The organism is Pseudomonas sputi (assembly GCF_021603585.1).
Taxonomy (GTDB): domain Bacteria; phylum Pseudomonadota; class Gammaproteobacteria; order Pseudomonadales; family Pseudomonadaceae; genus Aquipseudomonas; species Aquipseudomonas sputi.
The window spans coordinates 252419-278251 of the sequence record NZ_BQHI01000004.1 but is presented as its reverse complement, the minus strand read 5'-3'; the positions used below and the strand labels follow the sequence as shown (position 1 = coordinate 278251).

Sequence of the window (25833 nt, the reverse complement as noted above, 5' to 3'; positions counted from 1 at the left end):
ATTCTGTGCTTTAAAGATTAGACACGACCTTTCGCTCCCGAGCTTCCGTTTTAAACATTACCCTATGCCCTACCCTGCTATCGATGTCATCAACCAACTGAACGGTAGACTTTTTCCCCCACCAAAGCTCAAGCATTCCTATCTATCGTCGATACTAACTTCACGGATGGACACTCTCAACTTAAGGACATCGTATGCTCCTGCGAAAACTGAACCTCGCGCCCCGCTCAGCTCTGTGTTTCGGCTTCTTCTGCCTGATAATCATCGCGATGGGATTACTCGCCTTAAGGCAAGCCGAGTTATTGAAGAACGCCGAAAAGTACGTTGAAACCAACGTCTTGCCCAGCGTAAAACTGTTGGGCCAACTAGACCGGGAATTCATAGCCATCAGAGGCAACAATGCTCGGGTGCGCAATCCGATCGAGCCTCAGGAACGCAAAACCAAGGCGCTCAGCGACATCCAACAATCGCAGCAAGTCATCGATCAATACTCGCAGTCTTTAACAGCACTGATTGTCACGCCTCAAGGTCGCGAAGCGTTTGAACGCCTGCGTGAAACCAAAAGTGAATATTCAAAAGCACAGGATCAGTATCTCGCCGCCGTGGCCGCGCAGCAAATGGAAACAGCCGTGTCTATCTCAAATGGGCTGATGAAAGATGCCGCCGATCGTGTCGAAGCATCACTGAACAATCTCATCAGCGTTAACGAAAACAAAGCCAAAAAAGCGGGCCGGGATGCTGATGATATTTATCAGCAAACCCAAATAATGGTAGGCGTTTTCTTGGTTGTTTCGGTGGCCGCTTCGTTACTCTTGGCTTGGCTTTACACCCGAAGTCTGACGGTGCCTATTAATGAATCATTGGTGATTGCCCGCCGTATTGCTGCGAATGATCTGAGCCAAGACTTCAATGCGACAGGTTCTGACGAGGCGGCACAACTGGTAAAAGCAATCGCCGCGATGCAGTCAAACTTACGTGATGCCCTGGCACTGATAGGGGATTCCTCCACCCAGTTGGCCGCGACCTCCGAAGAAATGCATGCCGTGACGGAGGGTGCTTCGCGGACCATTCAACGTCAAAATCATGAAATTGAAATGGCCGCCACCGCAGTCACTGAAATGAGCGCAGCCGTGGAAGAAGTCGCAGGCAATGCCGCGTCCACCTCCGAGCTGACCTCACAATCGAGCTCAGCCGCTATCGCAGGTCGTAACCAGGTTAACGAAACGGTCGCGGCCATCAACCTCATGGTCTCCAACGTCCAAAGCACCTCAGGTGAAGTGCAAGCCTTGGCAACCATGGCAACCGATATAAGCAAGGTGCTGGATGTCATCCGAGGGATTGCAGAGCAGACCAATTTATTGGCCTTGAATGCGGCCATTGAAGCTGCGCGTGCCGGCGAAGCCGGTCGTGGCTTTGCGGTCGTCGCTGATGAAGTCAGAGCCTTGGCCCATCGCACTCAAAAATCCACACAGGAAATTGAGCACATGGTCGATTCAATCCAGGCAGGCACAGGCAACGCGGTGACATCGATGAGTCAAACAAGCCTCCAAGCCAGGCAGACACTCGAAATGGCCAATAGCGCAGGTAAGGCGCTCGGCGAGATCACCGACTCGTTGAGTCAAATCAACGAGCGAAACCTGATGATTGCCACCGCGGCAGAGGAACAGGCCCAAGTCGCGCGCGAAGTGGATCGCAACCTCGTCAGTATTCGGGATTTGTCCAGCGAAGCATCGGAAGGATCAAGTCAGACGGCGATTGCCACCGCTGAGCTGACGAAGTTGGCTGCCGATCTGAATCATTTAACCAAGCAGTTCACGCTCTAAGCATCCGCACGCCGATAGTCCCATCGACGTGCACGCCACGTACGTGAATATCGGGTTCAAACAGCCGACACCACCTTTTGCCGTTGTTCGCCGAGGCCGTCAATCCACAGGTGGATTTCATCACCCGGTGACAGCCATTGCGGCATGGGCTTCATGCCCATCCCCACACCCGGTGGCGTACCCGTACAGATCACATCACCCGGCTGCAATGTCATGTAGCGGCTGCAGTACGCCACGATTTGTGCAACGGAAAAAATCATGGTTTTCGAGTTCCCGGTCTGGCGTCGCTCACCATTGACCTCCAGCCACATGTCCAGGTTTTGCGGATCGGGTACCTCATCCCGGGTCACCAGCCAAGGCCCGATCGGGCCGAACGTGTCACAGCCCTTGCCCTTGTCCCATTGCGAACTTTGCATCTGAAATGCCCGCTCCGATACATCGTTGACCACGCAGTAGCCCGCAACGTAGTTCAGCGCCTCAGCTTCGGACACGTACTTGGCTTCACTGCCGATCACCACGCCCAGTTCCAGCTCCCAGTCCATCCGGGAAGCGTCACGCGGGTGCAGGAGGTCATCATCAGGGCCGTTCAGGCAACTGATCGCCTTATGAAAGATGATGGGCTCGGCAGGAATCGACATGCCGGCCTCTTCGGCATGGTCGCGATAATTAAGGCCGATTGCGATGAATTTGCGCACCTGGGCGACAGGGACACCATAACGAACCCCCTCCTCGACCAGCGGTAACTGTGCGACATCAAGCTTCGACAATTCAGCCAGCGCCGACGGCGCAAGCACCGTCGCATTGATGTCGGAGACATGTGCAGAAAGATCGCGCACACGACCTGCAGCATCTATCACACCGGGGCGCTCCTGCCCCTGCGGCCCAAAACGACACAGCTTCATACCTACCTCGAATGTTGTCTATTAACTCAGGTAAAGCCACGAAATCGCGGGCGATATTCAGGCCCAGGAAGCCGGCGCGACAGAGATCAGGCAGGCCCGTTTGAACAAATTCATCCTATGGCATAAAATATATTTCATGCAACAAAATATATTTTTATTAAAGGAATTCTTCCATGCTTGAACGCTCCGCTCAAAGCCTCACCCAGGCCACCTATGAGCGTCTGCGCAAAGATGTCTTATCCTGCGTTTTGCGCCCCGGAGACCGAGTCAACCTGAAGGCTTTGGCCGAGCGCTACCAGGCTAGCGCCGGAGCAGTGAGGGAAGCTTTGTCACGACTGGTCGCCGAAGACCTGGTGTTGGCAGAGCCACAAAAAGGCTTTCGCATTTGTGCCATTTCGCTGGCCGATCTGAATGACCTCACATTGGCCCGCATTGAGATAGAAACGAGCTGCCTGCGCCATTCTCTGGAACACGGCAATCTTGCCTGGGAGGCGACATTGGTCTCGGCCCATCACCGCCTTTCACGGCTTGAAGAGCCCCACGATGGCGATCACGCTGGCGCTGATGCTTGGACGTCAGCGCATGCGGCGTTTCATGAGGCCCTGGTCGGTGCTTGCCCGAACACCTGGCTCTTGCGAATTCGCTCGATGTTGTTTGAGCAGACGGCGCGCTACCGCGCGATGTCAATCGCCATGGCTGCCGAACAAAGGGATATCGGTCATGAACACCAAGCGCTATTCGAGGCGGCCCTGGCCAGAGATGTATCCAAGGCCAGCGAACTGCTGAAGCAACACATCCAGACCACCTCTGCCCTACTGATTGAAGGCCTGCGCGTCACTCCCGAAGTGACGGGGCGTTCGACTCAGTCAAATTGACTGGATGGCGATGAAAATCGAGCGATAGCAAACAGTCTTAGTGCCGCTTGCGCCCCACACTCTCCTCTCCAACCCAAGAGGAAATCGGTATGCATAAATCATTGTTAGCCGCAGGCGTTCTAGCGCTGTCGCTGATCGCAACTGGCGCACACGCTCAAACGTTCGCAGTACAAAGCACCAGCATCCTGGATGGGCATTTTCAACAACGCCAATTCGCCAACGTATTCGGCTGCAGCGGCAAGAATCTCTCCCCGCAATTGTCCTGGAGCGGTGCCCCGCAAGGCACCAAAAGCTTTGTCGTGACGATGTACGATCCCGACGCGCCAACCGGGTCCGGCTGGTGGCACTGGGTGTTGGCGAACGTACCTGCAACGGTCCGTGAATTGAAGGAAGGCGCGGGTAGCGCAGGCGGCAAATTGCCAGCAGGTACACTGCAGGTTCGCGGTGACAGTGGTATGCCAGGCTATCTCGGCGCCTGCCCTCCAGCAGGGCAGACGCACAATTACGTGGTCACCGTATACGCTATGAACGTCGATAAGGTGACATTACCGCCGGCCGTCACACCCGCAATGCTGGGTTTCATGCTGCCCGGAGGTTCGCTTGGCAAAGCCACGCTCACGGCACAAGGCGGCCGCTGATGTCACCGACAAACGCTTACGACGCGCTGCGCATCACTCATCGGCCTGGCGTCGGTACGGCAGGCATCGTACTTCAGCAGGAAAACCTGGAGTTCAAGCGTTTGTATATTGAAAACCCCCTCTTGATCTACGTGGAGCGGGGTTCTAAAAGCGTGCGGTGGGCGGGTGGCGAGTACGTCATCCAGCCAGGAGAAGCGATTGCGGTGGCGGGTGGCCAATCCCTGGATATCACCAACAGGTTGGCGCAGGACGGCAGCTACCGAGCCCACTGGCTGGTGTGGGACGAGACGTTGATCGAAGCCACCGCCGAAGCCCACGCGCATTTGGCGGTCATTCAATACGCCCAGCCCATTACCCGCGATACGGTGCATTTTGCCGCAGCGTTTCAACGTGCGATTGAGGCAATAGAAGACAGCACACTGCCAAGCCTGATCGCCCGGCACCGACTACAAGAATTGTTGGCGTGGATTGGCGTGAATGGCGGACGACTCGAACAGTCACGGCTGCCAACAATGGCGATTAAAGTAAGGCGGCTCATCGCCAGCGACCTGGCTAACGACTGGAGCGCTCACACCGTTGCGTCTGCGTTTGCACTCAGCGAGGCCACGCTGCGGCGCAGACTGGCAGAAGAAGGAACGACGTTCAGCAGCTTATTGATCGATGCACGCATGACCTTCGCCCTGCAGCTGCTGCAATCTTCCGCCCAGACGGTCATGCAAATAGCGCTGTGTGTGGGCTATCAGACGCCCTCGCAATTTGCTGTGCGTTTCCGTGACCGGTTCGGCTTTGCACCCACGGCGGTTCGGGGTCATCGGCGCTAATTGAGCTCAGGATGCCATTGGCCGCTGCCCACAACGAGATGCTTGCAAGGTGGACGTCTACGCCTGGTCAATCGAACCATCGCACTACCATCGGTAGTGGCTGCTTGCACTTTACTGCTCGGGTGAGCAACCAATTCGCTCACCAGCCCATGAACCTTCAACGCTGAGGATGTCAGCCAGACGCTATGGCGAGCGGTGCAGAACCGGCGACGTGTGCATTGGGAAGTCGACACCTGGCGCCCTCGCCTGCTGCGCGCGATGAATAAGCTGCTGCCTGCCACCGTGCGCAGGGCCGCAATGAAACACTTGAGCGGCTATTGATCCCAATCGATTGTCGTCCATGCGCCGATCCCTGGCTTATTTGCGACGATACATCACCCTCCTCTTGCCCGATAGAGACATTAAGTCCACGATAGACTTAATTACCACGATCAGGCAGCGTCGCCATGGCCCTTACCGAAGCAATCACACTGCCCTCCCAAACACCTGGCGTGGTGCATACGCTGTACAAGCACACATTCAGCGGCGGCCAGGGCCAGCGTAGCGCTTATATCCAGGCCGGGCTGCACGCCGACGAACACCCGGGGTTGTTGGTGCTCCAGCATCTGCTCGTGCTGCTCCAGGAACTGGAGCGCGACGGCCGGCTGAACGGTCGTATCGTCATACGGCCTTTCGCCAACCCGGTTGGTTTGAGCCAGCAGGTGTTCGGCCAGTTGCCGGGGCGTTTCAACCTCGCCAATGGCGAAAACTTCAACCGCAACTTTCCCAATATCAGCGCCAAACTTGAAAGCGCACTGGCAACAGCACGCCCCGCGTATAACGACACCAAGGCAATGAAGTCCTTGATGCAGGATGCGCTCGGCAGTGCAGTGCCTGCCGAAACGGTGGCCGCCAACAAGCACCTGCTATTGCACGAAGCACTGCACCACGATCTGTTCATAGACCTGCATTGCGATACCTCCAGCATTCTGCACATCTACGCCAACCTCAATCAGCGTGAGCGTGCCACGCGCCTGGCCGCCAGCATGGGTGTTGAAGCGGTGTTTCTCGAGGAGGATGCCGGCGGTTTTCCGCTGGATGAGGCTTACGCCAAGGCCTGGAAAGTGCTGTATGGCAAAGCGCTGGTAGACGCCGAGCACCTGGGCTTTTCCGCCACCGTCGAACTGCGCGGCCAAAGCGATGTGGAAGACGACATCGCCCTGCAGGACGCGCAGGGGCTGCTCCGCTTTCTGTGTTCAGAAGGCCTGATCCTGGCCAGCGGCGACGTGCAGCCGCCTGTCACCCCGCAGGCCGTTACCGTCTATCCGCTGGAAGGCGTCGCGCACCTGGAAGCCAACGCCACGGGGGTTATCGCCTGGAAAAAAAACCTTGGGGCAGGTGTGGCGCGCGGCGAAGTCATCGCCGAAATCCTGGCGCTGGACATGCAACTGGGAACACCGCGTATGCCGGTATTAAGCCCGGTGCAGGGGATTCTTGTTGCCCGGCATCACATCAGACTGGTGCGCGTCGGGCAGCGGATCGGGATGGCCGCCGGCACCGAACCACTCCCCGGCCGAATCACCGGACAACTGATGAACGATTTCTAAAAAGAATAGGCGCACACGTCTATCGAAGTACCACTGAGGGAAAATTTTAAAACTGCCTTGGCGAGCTGCAATGTGCCGCTTGCCCAAAAACTCCAACAATCAATCCGAGGCACGGAAAAATGAAGATGCACATCGTGTACAGCGCCCTGGCACTGGCCCTGAGCGTGGCCACCGCCCAGGCAGCGGACCAGCCGTTGAAAATCGGTATCGAAGCGGCCTACCCGCCCTTTGCATCCAAATCCCCCAGCGGAGAAATCACCGGTTTCGACTTCGACATCGGCAACGCGCTGTGTGCCGAAATGCAGGTCAAATGTGTATGGGTCGAACAGGAATACGACGGGCTGATTCCAGCGCTGAAGGGGAAAAAAGTCGACGCAATCCTTTCCTCAATGTCGATCACTGAAGAGCGCAAAAAATCGGTCGATTTTACCGACAAGTACTACCAAAGCCCCGCGCGGCTTGTATTGAAAAAAGGTGAATCGATCGGCGACGACCTCTCCGGTCTGCAAGGCAAGCGTATCGGCGTGCAACGCTCCAGTATTCATGATCGTTTCGCGACCGAAGTGCTGGCCCCCAAAGGCGCCGAGATCGTGCGCTACACCTCGCAAAACGAGATCTACCTGGACATGAACGCCGGCCGCCTGGACGGCACGGTGGCCGATCAGATCATCCTGAGCGAATCGTTCCTCAAGCTCCCCACAGGCCAGGCATTTTCATTCACCGGTCCGCAACTGACGGATGCCCGCTACTTTGGTGACGGCATCGGGATAGCTCTGCGCAAAGGCGATACGTCGCGGGCTGAGCGCTTTAATGAAGCGATCAAGTCAATTCGCGCCAAGGGTATCTATCAAGCCATCAACGCGAAGTATTTTGACTTCGACGTGTTTGGCAAATAGTGGGTATCCCTTCAAGGAGCCTGTTTCAACTTCCATCCTGACAGCGCGATCACTTGAGTGATCGCCTTGATAACTGAACCCACGCAACCACAGGCCTGATATGAAAATCAAAGAGTTCGGCGTTGAAATATGGATGAACGCCTATGAAACCAAATGCACCTACAACCTGGCAGAAACCTGCGTCGAATCACTGACCCTGGAGCAACTGCTGGAGATGGCCGGTAAAAAAGACAGCATCCTCGCCGAGATGCTGCCGATGAAGCTGACGTATGGCGCCATCGAAGGCTCCGATCGCCTGCGTAACAACGTGGCGGCCCTGTATACAGAGCAAAGCAAAGACAACGTCATCATCACCCACGGCGCCATCGGGGCAAATGCGTTGGTGTACGAAACCCTGGTTGAGCCGGGGGACCACGTGATTTCTGTCGCGCCGACCTACCAGCAGCATTATTCAATTCCCGAAAGCTACGGCGCCGACGTCTCGATTCTTAAACTGCGCGAAGAACATGCATTTCTGCCTGACTTGGAGGCGTTGCGCGCACTGGTGCGGCCCAACACCAAAGTGATTGCGATCAACAATCCAAACAACCCCACCGGGGCGCTGATGGATCAGGCGATGCTTGAGCAGATCGTGACGATCGCCCGCTCGGTCGGTGCCTACCTGCTCAGCGACGAGGTGTATCGCGGCATTGACCAGCACGGCGACGGCTCCACAGTCTCGATAGCCGATCTTTACGAAAAAGGCATCAGCACTGCCAGCATGTCCAAGGCATTCTCCCTGGCCGGGTTAAGGCTGGGCTGGATCGTCGGCCCTGCTGATCTGATCCACAGCGTCTCCATCCATCGCGACTACAACACCATCAGCGTAGGCATGCTTAACGATCACTTCGCCTGCATCGCGCTGGAAAACAAGGACAAGATCCTGGCCCGCAACCAGGCTATCACCCGTACCAACCTTGAGTACCTGGATCAATGGGTAGCGCAAGAGCCCAAGATTTCCTACGTAAAACCCAAATCGGGTACCACTGCCTTGCTCAAGTTTGACATCGACTTGCCCTCCCGCGACTTGTGCGTCCAGTTGCTGGACAGCAAAGGCGTCATGTTTACGCCAGGCAGCGCGCTGGACATCGAAGGGTACGTGCGTATTGGTTACGCCAATAACCTCAGCGTGTTGAAGGAAGGGCTGGCGAAGGTTTCGGAATTTCTCGCTCAACGTTGACCGCGCGCATGCCCTGCCTGCATGTCCGGCAGGCAGGGCTCACTCGCGTCGCGCCTCGTAGTCATCGCGGGTAACTGCTACATTCCCCTCCTGAACGGACACCTTGCGATCGCCCAGCATGAAGAAACTCGCCAATTACAAAGCGGTTGCCGACGGCATCGCGATGCTCTATTTCCCTCACGCGGAAGTGATCATTCATGACATCAACACGCAGACCGTCGTGCACATCGCCAACAACATCTCCAAGCGACAGCTCGGCGATGACTCCGCCCTGCACGAGTTGCCGGGCGATTTTGAGCGCGTCGATAATCTCGGACCGTATGAAAAACTCAACTGGAATGGACAGCGAATTCGCTCCGTCACGAGCGTGATGCGCGATGACGCGGGCAAACCGGAAGCCCTGTTGTGCATCAACATGAACTTCAGCGTGCTCGAAATGGCACGCGACGCCTTGAACAACTTCTTCGAGCCCGGCCGCCTGCTGGCGCAACCTGAAGCGTTGTTTCGCGACGACTGGCAGGAACAAATCAACACTTTCCTCCACGCCTGGCTCCAGGACCATAACCTGTCCCTGCAGGGGCTGACCCGCAACGACAAACGCTTGCTGGTCGAAGCCCTGTTCGCCGAAGGCGCATTCGAAGGCCGCAGCGCCAGCGACTACATCGCCAATGTGCTGTCGATGGGTAGAGCCACTGTCTACAAGTACTTGAAGCGTTTGCGTGACGCGCCGTGATTGACGCGTGCGGGTGATTGGTTTGATATCAGGTGTTTAGTCCAGAATTTGATGACCCGCCTCATTGAGCACGGCAAGCCCCTGCGCGAATCGGTCGGCTTTGAGTAGCAGGAAGTCGCCATCGAACGTCGACACGACAAATACACCGAAACCGGCTTCGGTGAGAGGACGCACGACTGACAGCACAATACCGGTCTCATCAAACGCGAAGGGGCCGACAAACTGCATGCAATTCCAGTCGCGGTCGATTTTGACGCCTTCGGGCACGCGGCTCTGATGGCAGACGATGGACAGTTCATCGGCGGAGCGCGCGATGTTGACGAACCCGTCACCGTCGGCCCAGGCGGGGATCGGGTCTTTGCTGTCCAGCCGGGAAATCGAGTAAAGCTCGGGCAGGACTTTCAGGCGAATGCTTTTGACCAGTTTCATAAAATCTCCAGATAGATAAGGTTTAGTGCTGATTCGGGCGACGCGGCAGCGTGGTCGCCGCCAAGGTTTTCAGGGACCCACCGGCAACCAGGTTTCAGCCAGGCGAACCCAATACGTCGCTCCAATCGGTAAAATAGTGTCGTTGAAATCAAAACTCGCATTGTGCAGAACACACGGCCCCGGACCGTGGCCGATACCGCGATGCGCACCCTCGCCGTTGCCGATGAACACATAACAACCGGGCGTATGTTCGAGCATGTGGGCGAAGTCTTCGGCGGCCATCGTCGGCTTGCCGTCGGTAATGACATGCCCTTCACCGACCAGCTTGTGTAATACCTCGATGCACACCTGTGTCTCACCGGGGTGATTGATCAGCGGCGGATAATCCGAGTTCAACACGGTTTCCACACGGCAGCCGAACGCCTGCCCGACACTGTCGGCGATCTCCCGCATGCGCCTCTCAATCAAGTTCATGGCCTCGCGGGAAAAAGCTCTGAACGTACCGCCCAGCCAGGCTTCATCGGGAACCACGGTAAGGCTTTCCTGGCTTCCCGCCTGCAGGTGCGTCACTGAAATAACCGCAGGATCCTGGGTATCCAGATTGCGCGTAATGATGCTCTGCAAAGCCTGCGCAATGTGCATTAACGGCTGCAAAGGGTCAATGCACTCATGTGGCAACGCAGCGTGACCGCCTTTGCCGATCACCTTCATACGAAACTCAGTGTCAGACGCCATCATCGCGCCCGCATGCACCGCAAACTGTCCGGCCGCCAGCCCGGGCCAATTATGCATTCCGAATACCGCCTGCATGGGGAACAGTTCGAAAAGGCCGTCTTCGATCATGCGCCGGGCCCCGGCGTCACTTTCCTCGGCAGGCTGAAAAATGAAATACAGCGTGCCGTCCAGTTGGCGGGTGCGTGCAAGTTCGTATGCCGCCGCCAACAACATTGCGCAATGCCCATCATGGCCGCAGGCGTGCATTTTTCCGGGGTGGGCGGAAGCATGCTCGAATCGGTTGAGTTCCTGTACCGGCAGCGCGTCCATGTCCGCGCGCAAACCGATAGTCTTGGGGCTCGTGCCGCAGCGCAAAATACCCACCACGCCCGTACCCGCAAGCCCGCGGTGCACAGTCAGCCCCCACGACTCAAGTGCACGGGCGATGAGGTCGGCAGTCCTGTGCTCCTCGAAGGCCAACTCCGGGTGCCGATGAATATCACGCCTCAGGGCGTAAATCGCTTCAGGTACGTTGATCCAGTGTGTGTTGCTCATGGCGCCACTCCGGTCGCTGGATCAGCGATCACTTGAGGTCCAACGCCAGAAACTGGCGCAGCCGGTCGCTTTGCGGGTTATCGAACACCTGCTCGGGCTTGCCCTGTTCTTCAATCTTGCCGCCATGCAGAAACACCACCTGGGTGGAGGCGTGTCGGGCAAAGCCCATTTCGTGGGTGACGACAATCATCGTGCGGCCCTCCTGCGCCAGCTCCTGCATGATTTTCAGCACTTCGCCCACCAGTTCGGGGTCGAGGGCAGAGGTCGGCTCGTCGAACAACATGACCTCCGGCTCTACGGCCAGGGCACGCGCGATCGCAACACGTTGCTGTTGCCCGCCGGAAAGATGGGCCGGGTAACTGTCGTGGAAACGCGCACCCAGTCCGACTTTCTCCAGATACCCGATCGCGCGGGCTCGTGCCTCTTCCTTGCTGACGTTGAGTGCGTGCACGGGTGCCATGCTGACGTTTTCCAGCACCGTCATATGCGCCCAGAGGTTAAAGTGTTGAAACACCATTGCCAGCCGTGTGCGCAGCGCCTGCAGTGCACGGCGCTCCGGGCGCAAGGGCTTGCCTGCACCCAGGTCGATCGTCAGATTGTCCAGGCTGACACGGCCGCAGTCCGGCTGTTCGAGAAAATTGATACAACGCAAAAAGGTACTTTTACCCGAGCCGCTTGAGCCGATGATGCTGATCACTTCGCCGCGCTTGGCGCTCAAGGAAATCCCGTGCAGGACTTTATGATTGCCATAGGATTTGTGGATGTTTTCAACGGTGAGGGCATTCATACCAGGCGGCCTTCTTTTATCGTAGGGACGGGGTGCACGGGGGTGTTTTTCGCCACACGTGGCTTCAGGTGCCTTAGCCAACGTTTTTCGGCGCGATTGAAGCCGGCGATGATCCAGAAGGAAATCATCAGATAGAGCAAGGACGCCAGACCGTAGGTGCTGAACGTCGCATAGGTTTCAGCGTTGACGTCGCGAGCCACTTTGAGGATGTCCGGCACGGTGGCGGTGAACGCAAGCGTGGTGCCGTGGAGCATGAAGATCACTTCGTTGCTGTAGGCGGGCAGCGCTCGACGCAGTGCGCTGGGCAGTATCACCTTGAGATTGAGTACCGTCGCACTCAAGCCAAACGCCCTGCCCGCCTCCACTTCTCCGCGATTGCTGGCACGAATCGAACCGACCAGGATCTCGGTCATGTAGGCGCACTCGTTGAGTACGAAAGCAAACAGCGTGCAGCAATAAGCATCGCGGAAAAAACTATTGAGCAACGCCGTGTTTTGGATGAACGAGAGGCTGTACAAGCCGCTGTAGATAATCAGTAACTGCACGTAGAGCGGCGTCGTGCGGAAGGTGTAGGTGTACAGCCAGATTACGGCGCTCAGTGAGCGCGAAGAAGATACGCGCCCCAGTGCCAGTGGAATCGACAGCACAAAGCCGCCCAGCGTCGCGACGATCAACAGCCACAGCGTGACGACTACCCCGCTCCACTGCTGCCCATCGGTCCAAAGGAAGCTCTGCCAATAGGTCTGCAAGAGATCGATCATAGCTCTGCCTCGCGTACCCAGGCGGCCGAACGGTGCTTGAGCCAATACAACAGCAGGCTGGAAAACCCCGACAGACAAAAATAAACCGCGCCGGCCAGCACCATGAACATCAGGGTGTTGTGGGTGCTGCGACCAGCCTCTTGCGCCGCCATGACCAGATCGCTGAGCCCGATGATCGACACCAGCGCAGTGGCCTTGACGAGTACCTGCCAGTTGTTACTGATGCCAGGCAAGGCAAATCGGATCAACTGCGGCAGCACGACCTTCTGGAACGTTTTGCGGGCTGAGAGACCATAGGCTCTGGCGGCTTCCGCTTGCCCCGGATCGATAGCCAGAAACGCGCCGCGAAACGTTTCGGCGAAGTAGGCCCCGTAGATAAAACCCAACGTCATCACGCCCGCCACGAAGGGGTCAATTTCAAATCGACCGAGCGAGAGCTTATCGGTGAGCTGATTCACGCCGATCTGGATGGTGTAGAAGATCAGCAGCATCAATGCCAGGTCCGGAATGCCTCGGATCAATGTGGTGTAGCACTGCGCAGGCAGCGTCAGCCAGAGCGTTCCCGACAGCTTGGCCAACGCGGTGATCAGCCCCAGAAACAAGGCCAGCAACAGCGCCACCAACGCCAGTTCGACCGTACTCAAGGCACCTTTGGCAATCAACGGTAAATATTCAAGCCATTGCATGGCGCATCACTCTCAATAGGTGGACGTACAGAAGCCGCGCGGTACCAGTCATGACTGCGATACGCGGTCATGACCGGGACAAAACTCGCTGTCAGCCGCCGTAGATGTCGAAGTCGAAGTACTTGGCGGCGATCTTCTGATACGTGCCGTCAGCCAGCATTGCGGCGATGGCATCGTCGATGCGCTGCTTGAGTGCCTGATCTTCTTTGCGAACGCCTATCGCAGTGCCGCTGCCCAACACTTTGTCGTCGACAATGATCGGGCCGGCAAACGCGTAGCCTTTACCCTGGTCGGTGCGCAAAAAGGCATAGGTTGCCTGCACTTCATCCTGCAAGGAGGCATCGATACGCCCATTCAGCAGGTCGGCGTACACCTGGTCCTGGCTCGCATAGGCCTGCAATTTGATGCCTGGCACTTTCCAGTAGGTACGGGCATAAGACTCTTGAATGGTGCCTTGCTGATACCCCACGGTCTTGCCCTTGAGCCCCGCCGCTGTCGGCGTGATACCAGAGCCATCGCGCGCCACCAATCGTGTAGACGGGTTAGAGAGTTTGCTGCTGAAGTCGATCTGCTTCAGGCGTTGCTCGGTAATGGACAAGCTCGACAGTACCCCGTCGAACTTGCGTGCGAGCAACCCCGGGATCAGTCCGTCAAAGCTGCTTTGAACATACTCACACTTGACCGCCATGCGCTTGCAGATTTCGTCGCCCAGGTCGATATCAAAGCCGATCATTTTGCCCTGCGGGTCGCGGTACTCCAGTGGTGGATATGTCGGGTCAACACCCAGGCGCAGTACATCCGCAGCCTTTGCCCAAGTGGAACTCAGAAGCAACACTACGCAAGCTACAACGAGATTCTTGTTCATGATTATTCTCTATGTGGTAGTTGGCAGATTTAAGGGATTAGCGATGTCGTTGTTATTGTCCAGCGCCGGTGGTGCACAGGCCGGCGCTGGGTGGAGCACTTAGAACAGGCTGAGCAGGTCCGGGCAGGCGTTGACCAGCTCACGACTGCGGATCAACTCGGCCACGCTGGCCATGTCCGGCGCGATCGGTCGGTCCACATTCATCGCCGGCACGCTGGCACGAATGCACTCGACCGCTGGCGCCAGGCGTGCGCTGTACAACTTGCCGCCGCGCAGGTCCAGACCCTGGGCCGCACACAGCGCCTCGATAGAGAGTATCCCGCGTAACGTGCACGTCATTTCCAGCAAACGGCGCGCGCCATGGGTGGCCATCGAGACATGGTCCTCCTGGTTACCCGCCGTAGGGATCGTGTCGATGGAGGCCGGGGTGGCGCGCTGTTTGTTTTCCGATGCCATGGCAGCGGCCGAGATGTGCGCCGTCATGTAGCCCGAGTGCAAGCCGGCATCGACCGTCAACATTGGCGGCAGCCCGGAGAAGCCTGGGTCCAGCAGCAGGTTGCAACGACGTTCGGACAGGTTGCCGATCTCGGTAATGGCGATCGCCAACATGTCAGCCGCAAAGGCGACCGGCTCAGCATGGAAATTCCCGCCGGAGATGACTTCACCGGTTTCCACGAAAATCAGCGGGTTGTCAGAGGCAGCGTTGCTCTCGATCTCCAACGTGACACTGGCGTTGCGAATCAGGTCCAGGCACGCCCCCAGCACTTGGGGTTGGCAGCGAATGCTGTAGGGGTCCTGAACCTTGCCGGACGCTTGGGAAATGGCACGCATCGGGCTGTCATCCAACAGCCGCTTGAACGCAGCGCCTACGGCGATCTGTCCCGGATGACCACGCAGTGCCTGGATACGCGGGTCGAACGGACTGGCAATACCCGCCAGCGCCTCGGTGGTCATGCTACCGATTGCAATGGCCGCCATGAAGGCGTTTTCCAGGGCAAACAGGCCGGTCAGCGCGAGGGCCGTCGATACCTGAGTGCCGTTCATCAAGGCCAGGCCTTCCTTCGGGGCCAGCACGATCGGCGTGAGGCCCGCGCGTGCCAGGGCTTCAGAACCGTCGAGCAACTCGCCCTCGTACCAGGCCTGGCCCATGCCGATCATCACGGCGGTCATGTGCGCCAACGGCGCCAGATCGCCACTGGCGCCCACCGAACCCTGGGCGGGGATAAACGGGATGACACCGCGCTCGCGCATTTCTTCCAACAGCGCCACGGTGCCGTATTGCGCCCCAGAGGCACCGCGTCCAAGGCTGGCAACTTTCAAGGCCATGACCAGACGTACAACATCGGCATCCAGCGCTGGGCCGTAGCCCGTCATATGCGACATCACCAGGTTTTTTTGCAACTGGCAAAGGTCGGCATCGCTGATCCGCACATTGGCCAGTTTGCCGAACCCAGTGTTCAGGCCATACACCGCGCGCCCGCTATCGACCAACGTGTCGACCATCTTCGCCGCCGCCTCGATACCGGCACGGGCGCTGTCACAAAGCCGCGCCGGCGCACCGTTGTAAATGGCGCGCCAGGTGGCGATACGGGTTTCGCCTGGGACAATTTTCTGTACTGTGCTCATGGTTTTTCTCGCTGTTCGTAAATGAGTGGAAACAGACCAGACGGGTCAGGCGCCGCGTCTGGATCGGTCGAATTGGTTGATCGAATGGCGCATACCCGCCATTTGCGGATCGGCCAGGCAATCGTTATAGGCGCCCTCCAGATACGGCCGCAGCGTTTCGCTGGCGCTTTGGCCGCCCTGAATCCGCCCTTGCAAAGTGGGCATGCAGTCCATCAGCTCAAGCATCAACGCTTCTTCATCGATACGCGTGATCCTGCCGTGATCCACCAGCTTGCGACCGCCGACGTACACATCGCGCACAGCGTTGCCCTGTTCGCAAAAGACCAGTTGCGTCAAGGCATCATTGAGCGGCGTAAAGGCGCTGGTCTTGAGGTCGAGCAAGCAGAAATCGGCTTGCTTACCCACCTCGATCGACCCCGTCTGCGTACCGCGCCCGATGGCGTTGGCGCCACCGAGCGTGGCCATGTTGAACGCCTGCAGTGCATCAACCGGGCAGGCCTCGTCCTGATCGAGCAGTGCGTTGGAAAGCGCTGCCAGGCGCATGGCGTCAAACATCGAGTTCAGGTCATTGCCGTTATTGTTGTCGGTGCCCAGACCGACATTCACCTGACGGCGTAACATTTCGGCGATCGGCGCCACACCGCTGCCCAACTTCAGGTTACAGGCGGGATTGTGCACCACGCTGGCGCCGCTCTCGGCGATCAGATCGAGTTCAGCCGCTGACAACCAAACGCCATGCGCGAGCACGCTACGAGGTGTCAACAGCCCCAGGTCGTCCATGTACACGGCCATTGGCTTGCCATAGAACTTCGCCGCCGTGAGCGCCTGAATGCGGGTCTCCAGGAGATGGATCAGCACCGGGCGGTCGTATTGCTCGGCCAGTGCCCAGGTTTTCTGCAGAAAATCGGCACTGCAGCGTTGCGGGCCGGACGGTGAGAATACAAAGCGCACCCGGCCGCTCCAGCTGCGCGCCAGTTCCTGCCAATGCTCCAGCATCCGATCCGCAGCCTGGGCCGAGACACTGCCTTTAAGTGGGTCGGGCAACCGCTCGGCCAGGTAGGGAATTCCCTCCTGAAACGGTTTGTCGGACCACGCCACACTGACGTCGGCGCGAATGCCAAGGTCTGAATAGGCTTGAAATGCCGCATGCACCACCTCCGGTTCCAGCAGGCCACCGAAGTGAATGTCATCGACCACCGTGGTGATGCCATTGCGCAGCATCTCGATGCCGTTGAGCAAGGTGCGCAGGTACACCTCGCGCGCGGTCCAGCCACGTCGATAGGAAGGTGGATTGTACAGGCCCATCCAGATCTCCAGGGGAATCCCGGAGAAACGCCCTTTATCGAAACGATCATGAGAATGATGGTGAGCGTTGATCAGTCCTGGTATCAGCAATTTGCCCCGACCATCGGTACGCTCGTCGAGATTGACCGTCGACAGATCGATTCGCGGCGCCAGGCCGACAAAGCGATCACCGTCGATCAACACATCCATCACCTGGGCGGTCGAACCGCCCATGCCGACTACGCGAACCTGCTCGATCAAATGAAGAAGGGCCATGACGATGTCCTTTACGCGCGGTGCTGGGTGGCGTGAGGGGACCACCAGAGCGGTATTTGAATCGCGTTGTCGGTCAACGGCCCCTCGCCTCTGGACACGGTCTTGGCCATGGGGTAACCGGCTTGCGCATGGCGTACCACACCGATCCCTGCGTCAGTGGTCAGGCAGGCATCCAGGCGCAGATCGGCCTCCTCCGAACCGTCGGCGATCATCGTGACACCGGTGTGCGCCGAGATACCCATGGTGCCGTTGGACTGAATCGCCACCAAGTCTGCCATCGCCGCCACATTCAGCAGCGCATTCAGGTAAGGCCAGTCGGAAATCGCGTCCGAGCCGTCCAGCATGTTTTCGGTTTCAAAGGCGGGGTTGGCGATTGAGCCGGTATCCAGGTTGTCGCGCGAAAAAGCCACCGGCCCCGCCAGCTCACCCGAGCGTACCAACGCGTTAACCGCAAGGCCAAATGCCCGGCGCTGGCCAAAACCGAGGAAACAGATGCGCGCAGGCAACCCCTCTATCGGCAAACGATAGCGCGCGGTGCTGATCCAGCGCGTGACCAGGCTGTCATCCTTGAACATCTCCAGGGCCAGGTCATCCAGACGCTGCTGGTCGGCGATTTCGCCGGACACGCAGGTCCAGCGGAACGGGCCACGCCCCAGGAAAAACAACGGCCGCACGTACTCGGCGATACAGCCTGGATAGGCGAAGGCTTCTTCCTTGGACATCCCCGCATCCACCGCCTCCTTGCGCACGAAGGTGCCGTATTCGAACACGATCGAGCCGTTTGTTTGCAAGCGTGTCATCGCGCGCACGATACGGATCATCGACTGGCGCGACGTCGCCATGTAGGCCTCGCGGTCGGTCTCCAGCAATGCTGCGGCTTGCTCCAGCGTTAGCCCGGAAGGAATCAGCGCGAACGGGTCATGGCACGGGCACATTTCGGTGACAATGTCGGGCTTCCAGCCACAGTCAAGCGCCTGCTCCAGCGCGTCGACCATATTGCCCAGCACCACGATGGAGAGTGCCCGCCCTTCCCGCTTGGCGCTCTCGGCCATGTCGATGGCGTCCTGCAAGGACGCCGCCTGAACGTCGGCATAACCGCTGGCCAGACGCTCCACAATGCTTTGCTGGCGGACTTCCACGGTCACACTCACGCCGCCGTGCATGGTCATGGCCAAGGGCTGCGAACGCCCCATGCCGCCCAGGCCAGCGGTGAAGAAAATACGCCCCTTCAATTCCCCGTCAAAATGCCGATCGGCTACCAGCGCCAGTGTTTCAAAGGTGCCTTCAATCACACCCTGGCTCCCAATGTACTGCCACGGCCCGGCGGTGTAAGAGGCAAACGCCGTCAGGTTTTGTGCGCTCAGGTCGTAAAACTTCGGCCAGTCGGCCTTGATGACGTTGCTGTTGGCCATGACCACTCGCGGCGCCAGTCGATGGGTCTTGAATACGGCCACCGGCATGCCCGACTGAATGGCCAGGGTTTCATCGTTCTCCAGGTTTTTCAGCGACTCGACGATCGCGTCATAGCTTTCCCAGTTGCGTGCAGCCTTGCCGATACCGCCGTAGACGGTCAGACGCGAGGCGTCCTCAGCGTTTTCAAGGTTGTTTTCGAGCATGCGCAGAATGGTTTCCTGTTTCCATCCTTTACACCGCAAGGTGCTGCCACGCGCAGCCATGATTTGTTTGGCTTTTTGCTGAGTCATGTAAGGCCACTCTCGCTGAGGTAAATGCGAAAGCCTGTTGGAGAGGCTTCCGTTGGTATGGCTCGAATTATTCAAACCTACCGTGAGGAGAGCCATGCAAAAAACCGCAAGTGAAGTTGTCATTCTCCGCATGGATGGCTCGATACACCCCGTAGATACTCGCTTCATGCTTATTCACCCGATGACGAGGCTGACAAATGAGTGATTTCGATCTGGTGGTGCGGGGACGTATCGTCGACAGTGAACAGACCCGCGAAAACGGCTGGCTTGCCATAAGTGAAGGACGTATTGCCGCGCGCGGTACCGGTGAGCCGCCTGCCGCCAAAACCACGCGTGATGAACGCGGACACTGGATCTTACCCGGCGTCATCGACGGCCAGGTCCATTCTGGAAGCCAGGCCAACCAGGAAGGGCTGGGTTGGGCCAGCCGTGCCGCTGCCGCGGGAGGCATCACCGTGATGGTAGACATGCCTTACGACGACCCGGAACCGGTTGCCTGTGCCGAGCAACTGCTGCGTAAAGCCCAGGAAGTCGAAGACACCTGCCACGTTGATGTCGGCCTGTTTGCCACTGTCAATGAAACCCACGGCCTGGCGGCGATTCCGGGGCTGATCGAAGCCGGTGCCTGTGCGTTCAAGTTCTCGACCTTTGAAGCGGCACCGGGCCGCTTTCCACGCATCGAGGAGGACCTGCTGGCGGAACTGTTCACCCTGATCAAGCCGTCGGGCCTGGTTTGCGGCGTCCACAATCAGATGCAGGAAATGACGCGTAAGAATATCAACCGCTTGATCGAAGCCGGCGATACCGGATGGGATGCGTTCCTGCGCGCCCATCCACCGCTGGTGGAGGACCTGGCGACCGCGTTGATTTATGAAATCGGTGCACAGACCGGCGCACGCGCCCATCCGGTTCACGTCTCAACCAGCCGTGGGTTTGAGTTGTGCGAAATGTATCGCCAGGCCGGACACCAAGCGAGCATCGAGACGTGCATTCAGTACCTGATGCTCAACCATGAAGAACACACGCAACGCTTCGGCGCCAAAACCAAGCATTATCCACCGATCAGGCCCAAAGCCGAATCCGACAAACTCTGGGCGCACATCGCCCAGGAGCGCTGCACTTTTGTGTCTTCCGATCACGTCAGTTGGGGGCTGGAGCGTAAAGGCAATCCCAACGTGTTTCGCAACGCGTCGGGTGGACCGGGACTGGAGACATTACTGCCAGCATTCTGGACCGGCGCCATGGCGCGCGGCCTGTCGCCATCGCTGGTGGTTCGACAGCTGAGTCGCAATCCGGCCAGGCATTTTCTGCTCGATAACCGTAAAGGCGACTTCGTACTCGGCCTGGACGCTGACTTCGTCGTGCTGGCCGACGAGCAGTATCGTTACGACCCCTCTACCAGCCTGAGCGCGGTGAAGTGGAGTTCATTTGAAGGCATGCCCTTTACAGGCCGGGTCAAGACGACTTACTGCCGTGGCCAGTGCGTGTTCGACCAGGGGCAGATTCTCAACAACGCCGGCTATGGCCAATTCCTGCGCCCGCGCGCACTGACGACAGGTACGTATTGACATGACCGAACCTCAATTGGAACTGAACATCGAACGTCTTTGGAACCGGGTCAATACACTGTCGAGCTTTACGCTGCCAGACGTGCCGTGGACCCGACGCGCTTTCTCCCCAGAGTTTGAGCAGGCCAGGCAGTGGCTTAAGGCGCAATTCGAGTCGGCGGGCCTGAGCGTGACGTTGGACGCCGGTGGCAATCTGATCGGCCAGCTTGACGGAAGTGAGGCTGATTTAAAGCCGCTGATCAGCGGCTCGCACTGTGACACGGTGGTCGGGGGCGGTCAGTTTGACGGCATTATCGGAGTATTGGCGGCGCTGGAAGTCGCCCACGCGTTGAAAGACGCCGGCCAACGCTTGCGCCACCCGTTCCAGGTGATCGATTTTCTCTCCGAGGAGCCGAGTGACTATGGCATTTCCTGCGTCGGCAGTCGCGCATTTGCTGGGCTTCTGACTGCCGAGATGCTCGCATCAAAAAACCGCGCGGGTGAAAGCCTGGCACAGGCGATGACCCGCATCGGAGGCGCCCCAGAACGCCTCGGCCAGGCACTGCGGGAACCCGGTAGCACTGCCGCGTTCGTTGAGCTGCACATTGAGCAGGGCCCGGTTCTGGAAAGTCGGGGGTTGCCCATTGGGTCGGTCACCAACATCGTGGGTATTCGCCGAGTCGGAATCACCGTGCATGGCTTGCCGGATCATGCGGGCACGACGCCCATGGATCTGCGGCGTGACGCCCTGGTCGGCGCGGCGGAGCTGATTCGCGAAGCGCGCAACATGGCCGCCGACATGAGCGGCAACCCACACTACGTGGTGGCGACCGTTGGCCGGTTGGATGTGAGCCCTAATGTGCCCAATGCCGTGCCCGGCAAAGTCGAAATGGTGCTGGAGGTGCGCAGCGACTCCAAACAAGTACTGCTCGAATTTCCCGAACACCTGTTGGAACGCTGCGCCGCCGTACTGGCGGACCTTCGGCTGACTGTCGAATCGGTACCGTTGACCTATGCCGATCCTACGGACTGCTCGACGATTGTCATCGAGGCCGTCAGCGAAGTGGCTGAACAGTTAGGCTTGCCACACATGACCATGCCCAGCGGCGCCGGGCATGACGCAGTCTACGTTGGGGCCACCGGCCCCATGGGCATGGTGTTCGTGCCCTGCCTCAACGGGCGCAGCCACTGCCCCGAAGAATGGCTGGAGCCGCAGCAGTTGCTGGACGGCACTCGCGTTCTGGCGCAAACCCTGATTTATTTGGATGGCCAACTTCGCTGATCGAATGAATTGGTGTAAAACACATCAAAAGCTGAGCGTGCGACCCGGACCGGCCCGCGTGCTCTACTCCCCGCACCTGGAGCCTCCACTTTGAACACTGCCTCGGTCCCACCGTTACACGACATCGACTTGAAACACTGGCGGCTGTTCAAGGCCGTTGTCGAGTGCGGGGGGCTGTCGGCAGCTGAAGAAGCGACGGGAATGGGCATCTCGGCGATCAGCCGGCAATTGTCTGACTTGGAGAGTCGCTTCGGCAGTCAACTATGCCATCGAGGTCGCAGCGGTTTCCAACTGACCGAGGAAGGACAAGTCGCCTACACCGCAGTGCTGCGCTTACTCGATTCGATCGATGAATTTCGCGACACCCTGGCCATTTCGAAAGCCGAGGTTAAAGGCGACCTGAGCCTGTGGCTGATCGATCATTGTGCCTTCACGCCCAGCAACCCTATCGCCACTGCACTACAGCATTTTCGTCGCGATTATCCGCTGGTCAACCTTAGTATTGGGGTCGCGCCACCGGATGCGGTGGAACGTGCGGTTGCCGAAAAGAAAGCCGGCGTCGGCGTGACCATTTGCAAGTCCGACCTGCCGTCTCTGAGCTATCAGGTGATCGGCTCCGAAGCCTCAGCCTTGTACTGTGGTCGCCATCATGAGGCGTTTGGCAAAGATGAAGAACAAGCCCGTAGGATCATTGAGCAGAAGGCGCATTACGTTCGGCGCGGCTATTTGGTGCAGGACGCCGCGCCGACGAATTTCCTGCAAAAAAACAGCGCGCTCGCCCACCATGTAGAAGGCACGGTGCAACTGCTGCTCAGTGGGGGGTTTGTCGGTATCGTACCTGACCATATCGCTCAACCCTGGGTGGAGCGTGACGCCTTGTTTCGTATACCGTTGCCGGAGTTCATCGTGGAACGGCCGGTATTTGTCGTCGCGCGGGAACCACAAGGGTCGAGTCGAATAGCCAGCCTGATGCTTGACGCTATTATCAGGTCCTTTCAGGAGGCTGCGGCCCGAAGTCCTCTTGGGCCGATCGAGGAATATCCGCGACCGGATAAGGCGTTTTAACAGCACCTCGGGCAGCGTCGCTACTGATTCTCCTCCATGGGCAAGCGCTGGCGGCGTTAATGCAGCATGCCCCGGTTGCAGAGCCGGAACAGTATCGGCGCCTGATCGGTTTGACCCCAAGCTTCAATGCGCCACGCAACTGCTTCATGTTTGAGACAGCACTGCTGGAAACTCCGCTACACGCCGCCGATCCGGCAGTGCATCGCCTGATCCAGCAACACCTCGACAGCGTCAAGCAAATGTCCATCCAGCAGTTACCCGAACTTGTGCAACAACTGATCCGCAGTTTTATGCCTGATGGCCGTGCGACCATAGAGCAAATTGCCGACTATCTGAATATCAGCACCCGCACGCTACAGCGCCAGTTGCAGGAAAAGGACACCAGGTTCCAGCACTTGTTGTCGGACACGCGCCAGACCTTGGCCAGTCGCTACCTGTTGGACTCTTCCATCAGCATCTCGCAACCGGCTGATCTGCTCGGTTACAGCGACCAAACTGTCTTTTCCCGCGCCTTTCAACGCTGGCATGGGCAAAGCCCGCGAGAACGGCGCGAGCAGCATCAGATATACGGATTTCTCTTATAGCTTGCGCCAAAGAGAAGTAGCGAAATGCCGGTCGAAGGTTATTTGCGCTCTTTGTATTTCTTAACCGATGGTAGTACGCCGTAATGGCGGGATTTTCCGCTTGCACAAATCGCACACAAACAAAAACGCCGACCATCTCTGATCGGCGTTTTTGTTGAATTTTGAGCAGGAAACGAGACTCGCATCTGGCGTCCGACCCATTGAAATCTAAGGGGTTTCTTTTCTTGCCGGAGCAGGAAAAGACTTAAACTCTTGACTTATTTTTGAAGGGTATCAAGGACCAGAAGAAGGATGACTTCGGAGCTATGAGATTTGATTCGTTCCACGGCCCGCTTGAAGGCAGCAATCTTACAACACCTGAGCAGGTATTGGCTGAGGAAAAACCTTCCAGCAACTGTCAAAAGAAAGACGATTCGCTCGTAGCGCTGTTGGACACCACGCCCAACGTCTGGCGGTCCGTTTTACGACGTACTAACGCAACTTGGCGAAAGTAGCGCGCACCTCATCGACAAAGGCGATCGGCTGCTCCATCGCTACAAAATGGCCGCCTTTTGTTAACTCATTAAAATGGACAAGTTTTGTTTAGCGCCGCTCCGTCCAGCGCTTCGATTTGCGCACCGCCTCCTGGGGAGCGATCGTGAAGCCGGTCGGTAGGGTAATCGGTTTGGCCAAGCTAGCAGGCGGCGACCAACGCGCCTGGACCATTTCCCAATACAGCCGCGCCGACGACGCGCCGGTGTTCGGCAACAATACAGCATGATGTCGTCCAACATTTGGTCGAACGTAAACGACCCTTCGGCGTTGCCTGGTGTTCCACTGGTATCCTGGAACATCTGGTAGATCCAGGTTGCCTGCGCAACGGGCGAATCAGCCAGCGCATAACCAATGGTTTGTGGTCGTGTTTGCTGTTGCTTGGCATACGCCGACAGCTTGTCCCAGAAATTCATGCTGCTGGCGAGCATCGTTTTTTCATCCGGTGTTGCCGCAGCTATCTCTTCAGGTGTCGGCTGAAACATCGCGAAATGGGAAGCGTCACGCGGTTGCAGGAGGTCATAATCAGGGCCGTTCAGGCAACTGATCGCCTTATGAAAGATGATGGGCTCGACAGGACTCGACATGCCGGCCTCTTCGGCATGGTCGCGATAATTAAGGCCGATTGCGATGAATTTGCGCACCTGGGCGTCGTGGACGCCATAACGAACCCCTCCTCGACCAGCGATAACTGTGCGGCATCAAGCTTCGACAATTCAGCCATCGCCGACGGCGCAAGCACCGTCGCATTGATGTCGATGACATATGCAGAGAGATCGCGCACGCGACCTGCAGCATCTATGCTCGCATGACCTTCGCCCTGCAGCTGCTGCAATCTTCCGCCCAGACGGTCATACAAATAGCGCTGTGTGTGGGATATCAGACGCCCTCGCAATTTGCTGTGCGTTTCCGTGACCGGTTCGGCTTTGCACCCACGGCGGTTCGGGGTCATCGGCGCTAATCAAGCAGATAAATACTCCGGCCCCTTATGACTTTGGGCACAGCCCCTTTATCACAATGGCCATCCACTGCGCCCACAGACGTTCCATCATTTGCGCCTCGACCGGCGCTGAATCCGCGCGCCACGCCAAGCTCAGGATGCCATTGGCCGCTGCCCACAACGAGGTGGTTGCAATGTGGGCGTCTACGCCTGGGTCAATCGAACCATCCGCAATACCATCGGTAATAGCTGCCTCCATTTTGCCGTTCTGGTGCCTGACCAGTTCGCTCACCCGCAAGAGCGCTTCAGGATCATTCGGAGGGTCAGCCAGCAAGCGAAACGCCGTCGGACGCTCCATAGCGAAACGGAAGTAACCGTTGGCGGCCACCTGCAGACGCTCCAGAGGCGTACCTGGGGTTCGATATGCCGCGTCCATGTACGCCCTGTTTTCTTCAAAGGCTTTTTCTGCGACAGCCATCAATAAAGCCGAACGCCCGCCAACTCGGTTGTAGATGGTTTGGACGGCAACATCGGCGCGCTCGGCGACGATCTCCAGCGTCAACGCCGTCGCGCCGCTCTCAAGAATCAAGCTTTCGGCATGCTCTATGATCGCCGTCCGCGTGGCCTGGGCCTTGCGTTGGGTACGCGTGGGGGATGTGATTTTAGTCATGGCGACAGTCTACATGAAGGATAAATATTGTAAGT

The 25833-nt window shown here is 58.0% G+C and carries 25 protein-coding genes; 13 read left to right on the top strand and 12 right to left on the bottom strand.

What is annotated here, in order from left to right; translation table 11 throughout:
- Positions 1–194: 194 nt before the first annotated feature.
- Positions 195–1823 carry a methyl-accepting chemotaxis protein gene (locus L6D81_RS08155; protein WP_236178642.1) on the top strand — a complete coding sequence of 543 codons (1629 nt, stop codon included), beginning with the start codon at positions 195–197 and terminating at the stop codon, positions 1821–1823.
- A gap of 56 nt (positions 1824–1879) precedes the next feature.
- Here the strand turns inward: L6D81_RS08155 and L6D81_RS08150 are convergent, their stop codons facing one another.
- Positions 1880–2725, bottom strand: coding sequence for a fumarylacetoacetate hydrolase family protein (locus L6D81_RS08150; protein WP_236178641.1), 846 nt, complete (start codon positions 2723–2725; stop codon positions 1880–1882).
- A gap of 173 nt (positions 2726–2898) precedes the next feature.
- On the opposite strand from L6D81_RS08150, the gene L6D81_RS08145 reads away from it, so the two are divergent.
- From L6D81_RS08145 to L6D81_RS08115, 7 genes are all read left to right on the top strand, one after another.
- A complete protein-coding gene (locus L6D81_RS08145) occupies positions 2899–3600 on the top strand; it encodes an FCD domain-containing protein (RefSeq protein WP_236178640.1) in 702 nt (233 codons plus the stop codon).
- Positions 3601–3689: 89 nt separating this feature from the next.
- Positions 3690–4238 (top strand): YbhB/YbcL family Raf kinase inhibitor-like protein, encoded by a 549-nt coding sequence (locus L6D81_RS08140; RefSeq protein ID WP_236178639.1) that lies wholly within the window; start codon positions 3690–3692, stop codon positions 4236–4238.
- Positions 4238–5059, top strand: coding sequence for a helix-turn-helix transcriptional regulator (locus L6D81_RS08135; RefSeq protein WP_236178638.1), 822 nt, complete (start codon positions 4238–4240; stop codon positions 5057–5059). The genes L6D81_RS08140 and L6D81_RS08135 overlap by 1 nt, the downstream gene beginning before the upstream one ends.
- A gap of 446 nt (positions 5060–5505) precedes the next feature.
- Positions 5506–6645: a M14 family metallopeptidase gene (locus tag L6D81_RS08130; protein WP_236178637.1), complete on the top strand. Its 1140-nt coding sequence runs from the start codon at positions 5506–5508 to the stop codon at positions 6643–6645.
- A 119-nt stretch (positions 6646–6764) separates the two neighbouring features.
- Positions 6765–7541 carry an ABC transporter substrate-binding protein gene (locus L6D81_RS08125; RefSeq protein ID WP_236178636.1) on the top strand — a complete coding sequence of 259 codons (777 nt, stop codon included), beginning with the start codon at positions 6765–6767 and terminating at the stop codon, positions 7539–7541.
- 100 nt (positions 7542–7641) lie between these two features.
- Positions 7642–8760 carry an aminotransferase gene (locus tag L6D81_RS08120; RefSeq protein ID WP_276574198.1) on the top strand — a complete coding sequence of 373 codons (1119 nt, stop codon included), beginning with the start codon at positions 7642–7644 and terminating at the stop codon, positions 8758–8760.
- Positions 8761–8878: 118 nt separating this feature from the next.
- Entirely contained in the window at positions 8879–9493 is a 615-nt protein-coding gene (locus L6D81_RS08115; protein ID WP_154973829.1) for a helix-turn-helix transcriptional regulator, read from the top strand.
- A 36-nt stretch (positions 9494–9529) separates the two neighbouring features.
- Here L6D81_RS08115 and L6D81_RS08110 read toward each other — a convergent pair whose 3' ends face one another.
- From L6D81_RS08110 to L6D81_RS08070, 9 genes are all read right to left on the bottom strand, one after another.
- Positions 9530–9922: an ACT domain-containing protein gene (locus L6D81_RS08110; protein WP_152746383.1), complete on the bottom strand. Its 393-nt coding sequence runs from the start codon at positions 9920–9922 to the stop codon at positions 9530–9532.
- A 69-nt stretch (positions 9923–9991) separates the two neighbouring features.
- Complete coding sequence (locus tag L6D81_RS08105) at positions 9992–11191, bottom strand: M20 aminoacylase family protein (protein WP_236178634.1); 1200 nt, start codon at positions 11189–11191, stop codon at positions 9992–9994.
- Positions 11192–11219: 28 nt separating this feature from the next.
- Positions 11220–11978 (bottom strand): ABC transporter ATP-binding protein, encoded by a 759-nt coding sequence (locus L6D81_RS08100; protein WP_236178633.1) that lies wholly within the window; start codon positions 11976–11978, stop codon positions 11220–11222.
- Positions 11975–12739, bottom strand: coding sequence for a histidine ABC transporter permease HisM (hisM, locus tag L6D81_RS08095; protein ID WP_236178632.1), 765 nt, complete (start codon positions 12737–12739; stop codon positions 11975–11977). Before hisM ends, L6D81_RS08100 begins: the two co-directional genes overlap by 4 nt.
- Positions 12736–13425 (bottom strand): ABC transporter permease, encoded by a 690-nt coding sequence (locus tag L6D81_RS08090; RefSeq protein WP_069787704.1) that lies wholly within the window; start codon positions 13423–13425, stop codon positions 12736–12738. The genes hisM and L6D81_RS08090 overlap by 4 nt, the downstream gene beginning before the upstream one ends.
- Positions 13426–13516: 91 nt before the next feature.
- Entirely contained in the window at positions 13517–14290 is a 774-nt protein-coding gene (locus tag L6D81_RS08085) for an ABC transporter substrate-binding protein (protein ID WP_236178631.1), read from the bottom strand.
- A 99-nt stretch (positions 14291–14389) separates the two neighbouring features.
- Positions 14390–15916, bottom strand: coding sequence for a histidine ammonia-lyase (hutH, locus tag L6D81_RS08080; protein ID WP_236178630.1), 1527 nt, complete (start codon positions 15914–15916; stop codon positions 14390–14392).
- Positions 15917–15961: 45 nt separating this feature from the next.
- Positions 15962–17476, bottom strand: coding sequence for an amidohydrolase family protein (locus L6D81_RS08075; protein ID WP_236178629.1), 1515 nt, complete (start codon positions 17474–17476; stop codon positions 15962–15964).
- Between the two features lie 11 nt (positions 17477–17487).
- Complete coding sequence (locus L6D81_RS08070) at positions 17488–19179, bottom strand: urocanate hydratase (protein ID WP_236178628.1); 1692 nt, start codon at positions 19177–19179, stop codon at positions 17488–17490.
- A 197-nt stretch (positions 19180–19376) separates the two neighbouring features.
- On the opposite strand from L6D81_RS08070, the gene L6D81_RS08065 reads away from it, so the two are divergent.
- The 4 genes from L6D81_RS08065 to L6D81_RS08050 all read left to right on the top strand — a co-directional run bounded on the left by L6D81_RS08065 (position 19377) and on the right by L6D81_RS08050 (position 23657).
- On the top strand, positions 19377–20747 hold the full coding sequence (locus L6D81_RS08065; protein WP_236178627.1) for a dihydroorotase: 1371 nt from the start codon (positions 19377–19379) through the stop codon (positions 20745–20747).
- 1 nt (position 20748) lies between these two features.
- Positions 20749–22008, top strand: coding sequence for a Zn-dependent hydrolase (locus tag L6D81_RS08060; protein WP_236178626.1), 1260 nt, complete (start codon positions 20749–20751; stop codon positions 22006–22008).
- Positions 22009–22098: 90 nt separating this feature from the next.
- Positions 22099–23073, top strand: coding sequence for a LysR family transcriptional regulator (locus tag L6D81_RS08055; RefSeq protein WP_236178625.1), 975 nt, complete (start codon positions 22099–22101; stop codon positions 23071–23073).
- Positions 23074–23132: 59 nt separating this feature from the next.
- Complete coding sequence (locus L6D81_RS08050) at positions 23133–23657, top strand: helix-turn-helix transcriptional regulator (protein ID WP_236178624.1); 525 nt, start codon at positions 23133–23135, stop codon at positions 23655–23657.
- A gap of 554 nt (positions 23658–24211) precedes the next feature.
- On the opposite strand, the gene L6D81_RS08045 is transcribed toward L6D81_RS08050, so the two are convergent.
- Complete coding sequence (locus L6D81_RS08045) at positions 24212–24832, bottom strand: fumarylacetoacetate hydrolase family protein (protein WP_236178623.1); 621 nt, start codon at positions 24830–24832, stop codon at positions 24212–24214.
- A 164-nt stretch (positions 24833–24996) separates the two neighbouring features.
- Between L6D81_RS08045 and L6D81_RS08040 the strand changes: the two genes are divergently transcribed.
- The gene (locus L6D81_RS08040; protein ID WP_236178622.1) at positions 24997–25149 is read left to right on the top strand and encodes a helix-turn-helix domain-containing protein; all 153 of its coding nucleotides are present in this window, start codon (positions 24997–24999) and stop codon (positions 25147–25149) included.
- Between the two features lie 25 nt (positions 25150–25174).
- Here the strand turns inward: L6D81_RS08040 and L6D81_RS08035 are convergent, their stop codons facing one another.
- Positions 25175–25798 (bottom strand): TetR/AcrR family transcriptional regulator, encoded by a 624-nt coding sequence (locus L6D81_RS08035; protein WP_236178621.1) that lies wholly within the window; start codon positions 25796–25798, stop codon positions 25175–25177.
- Positions 25799–25833: the final 35 nt, after the last annotated feature.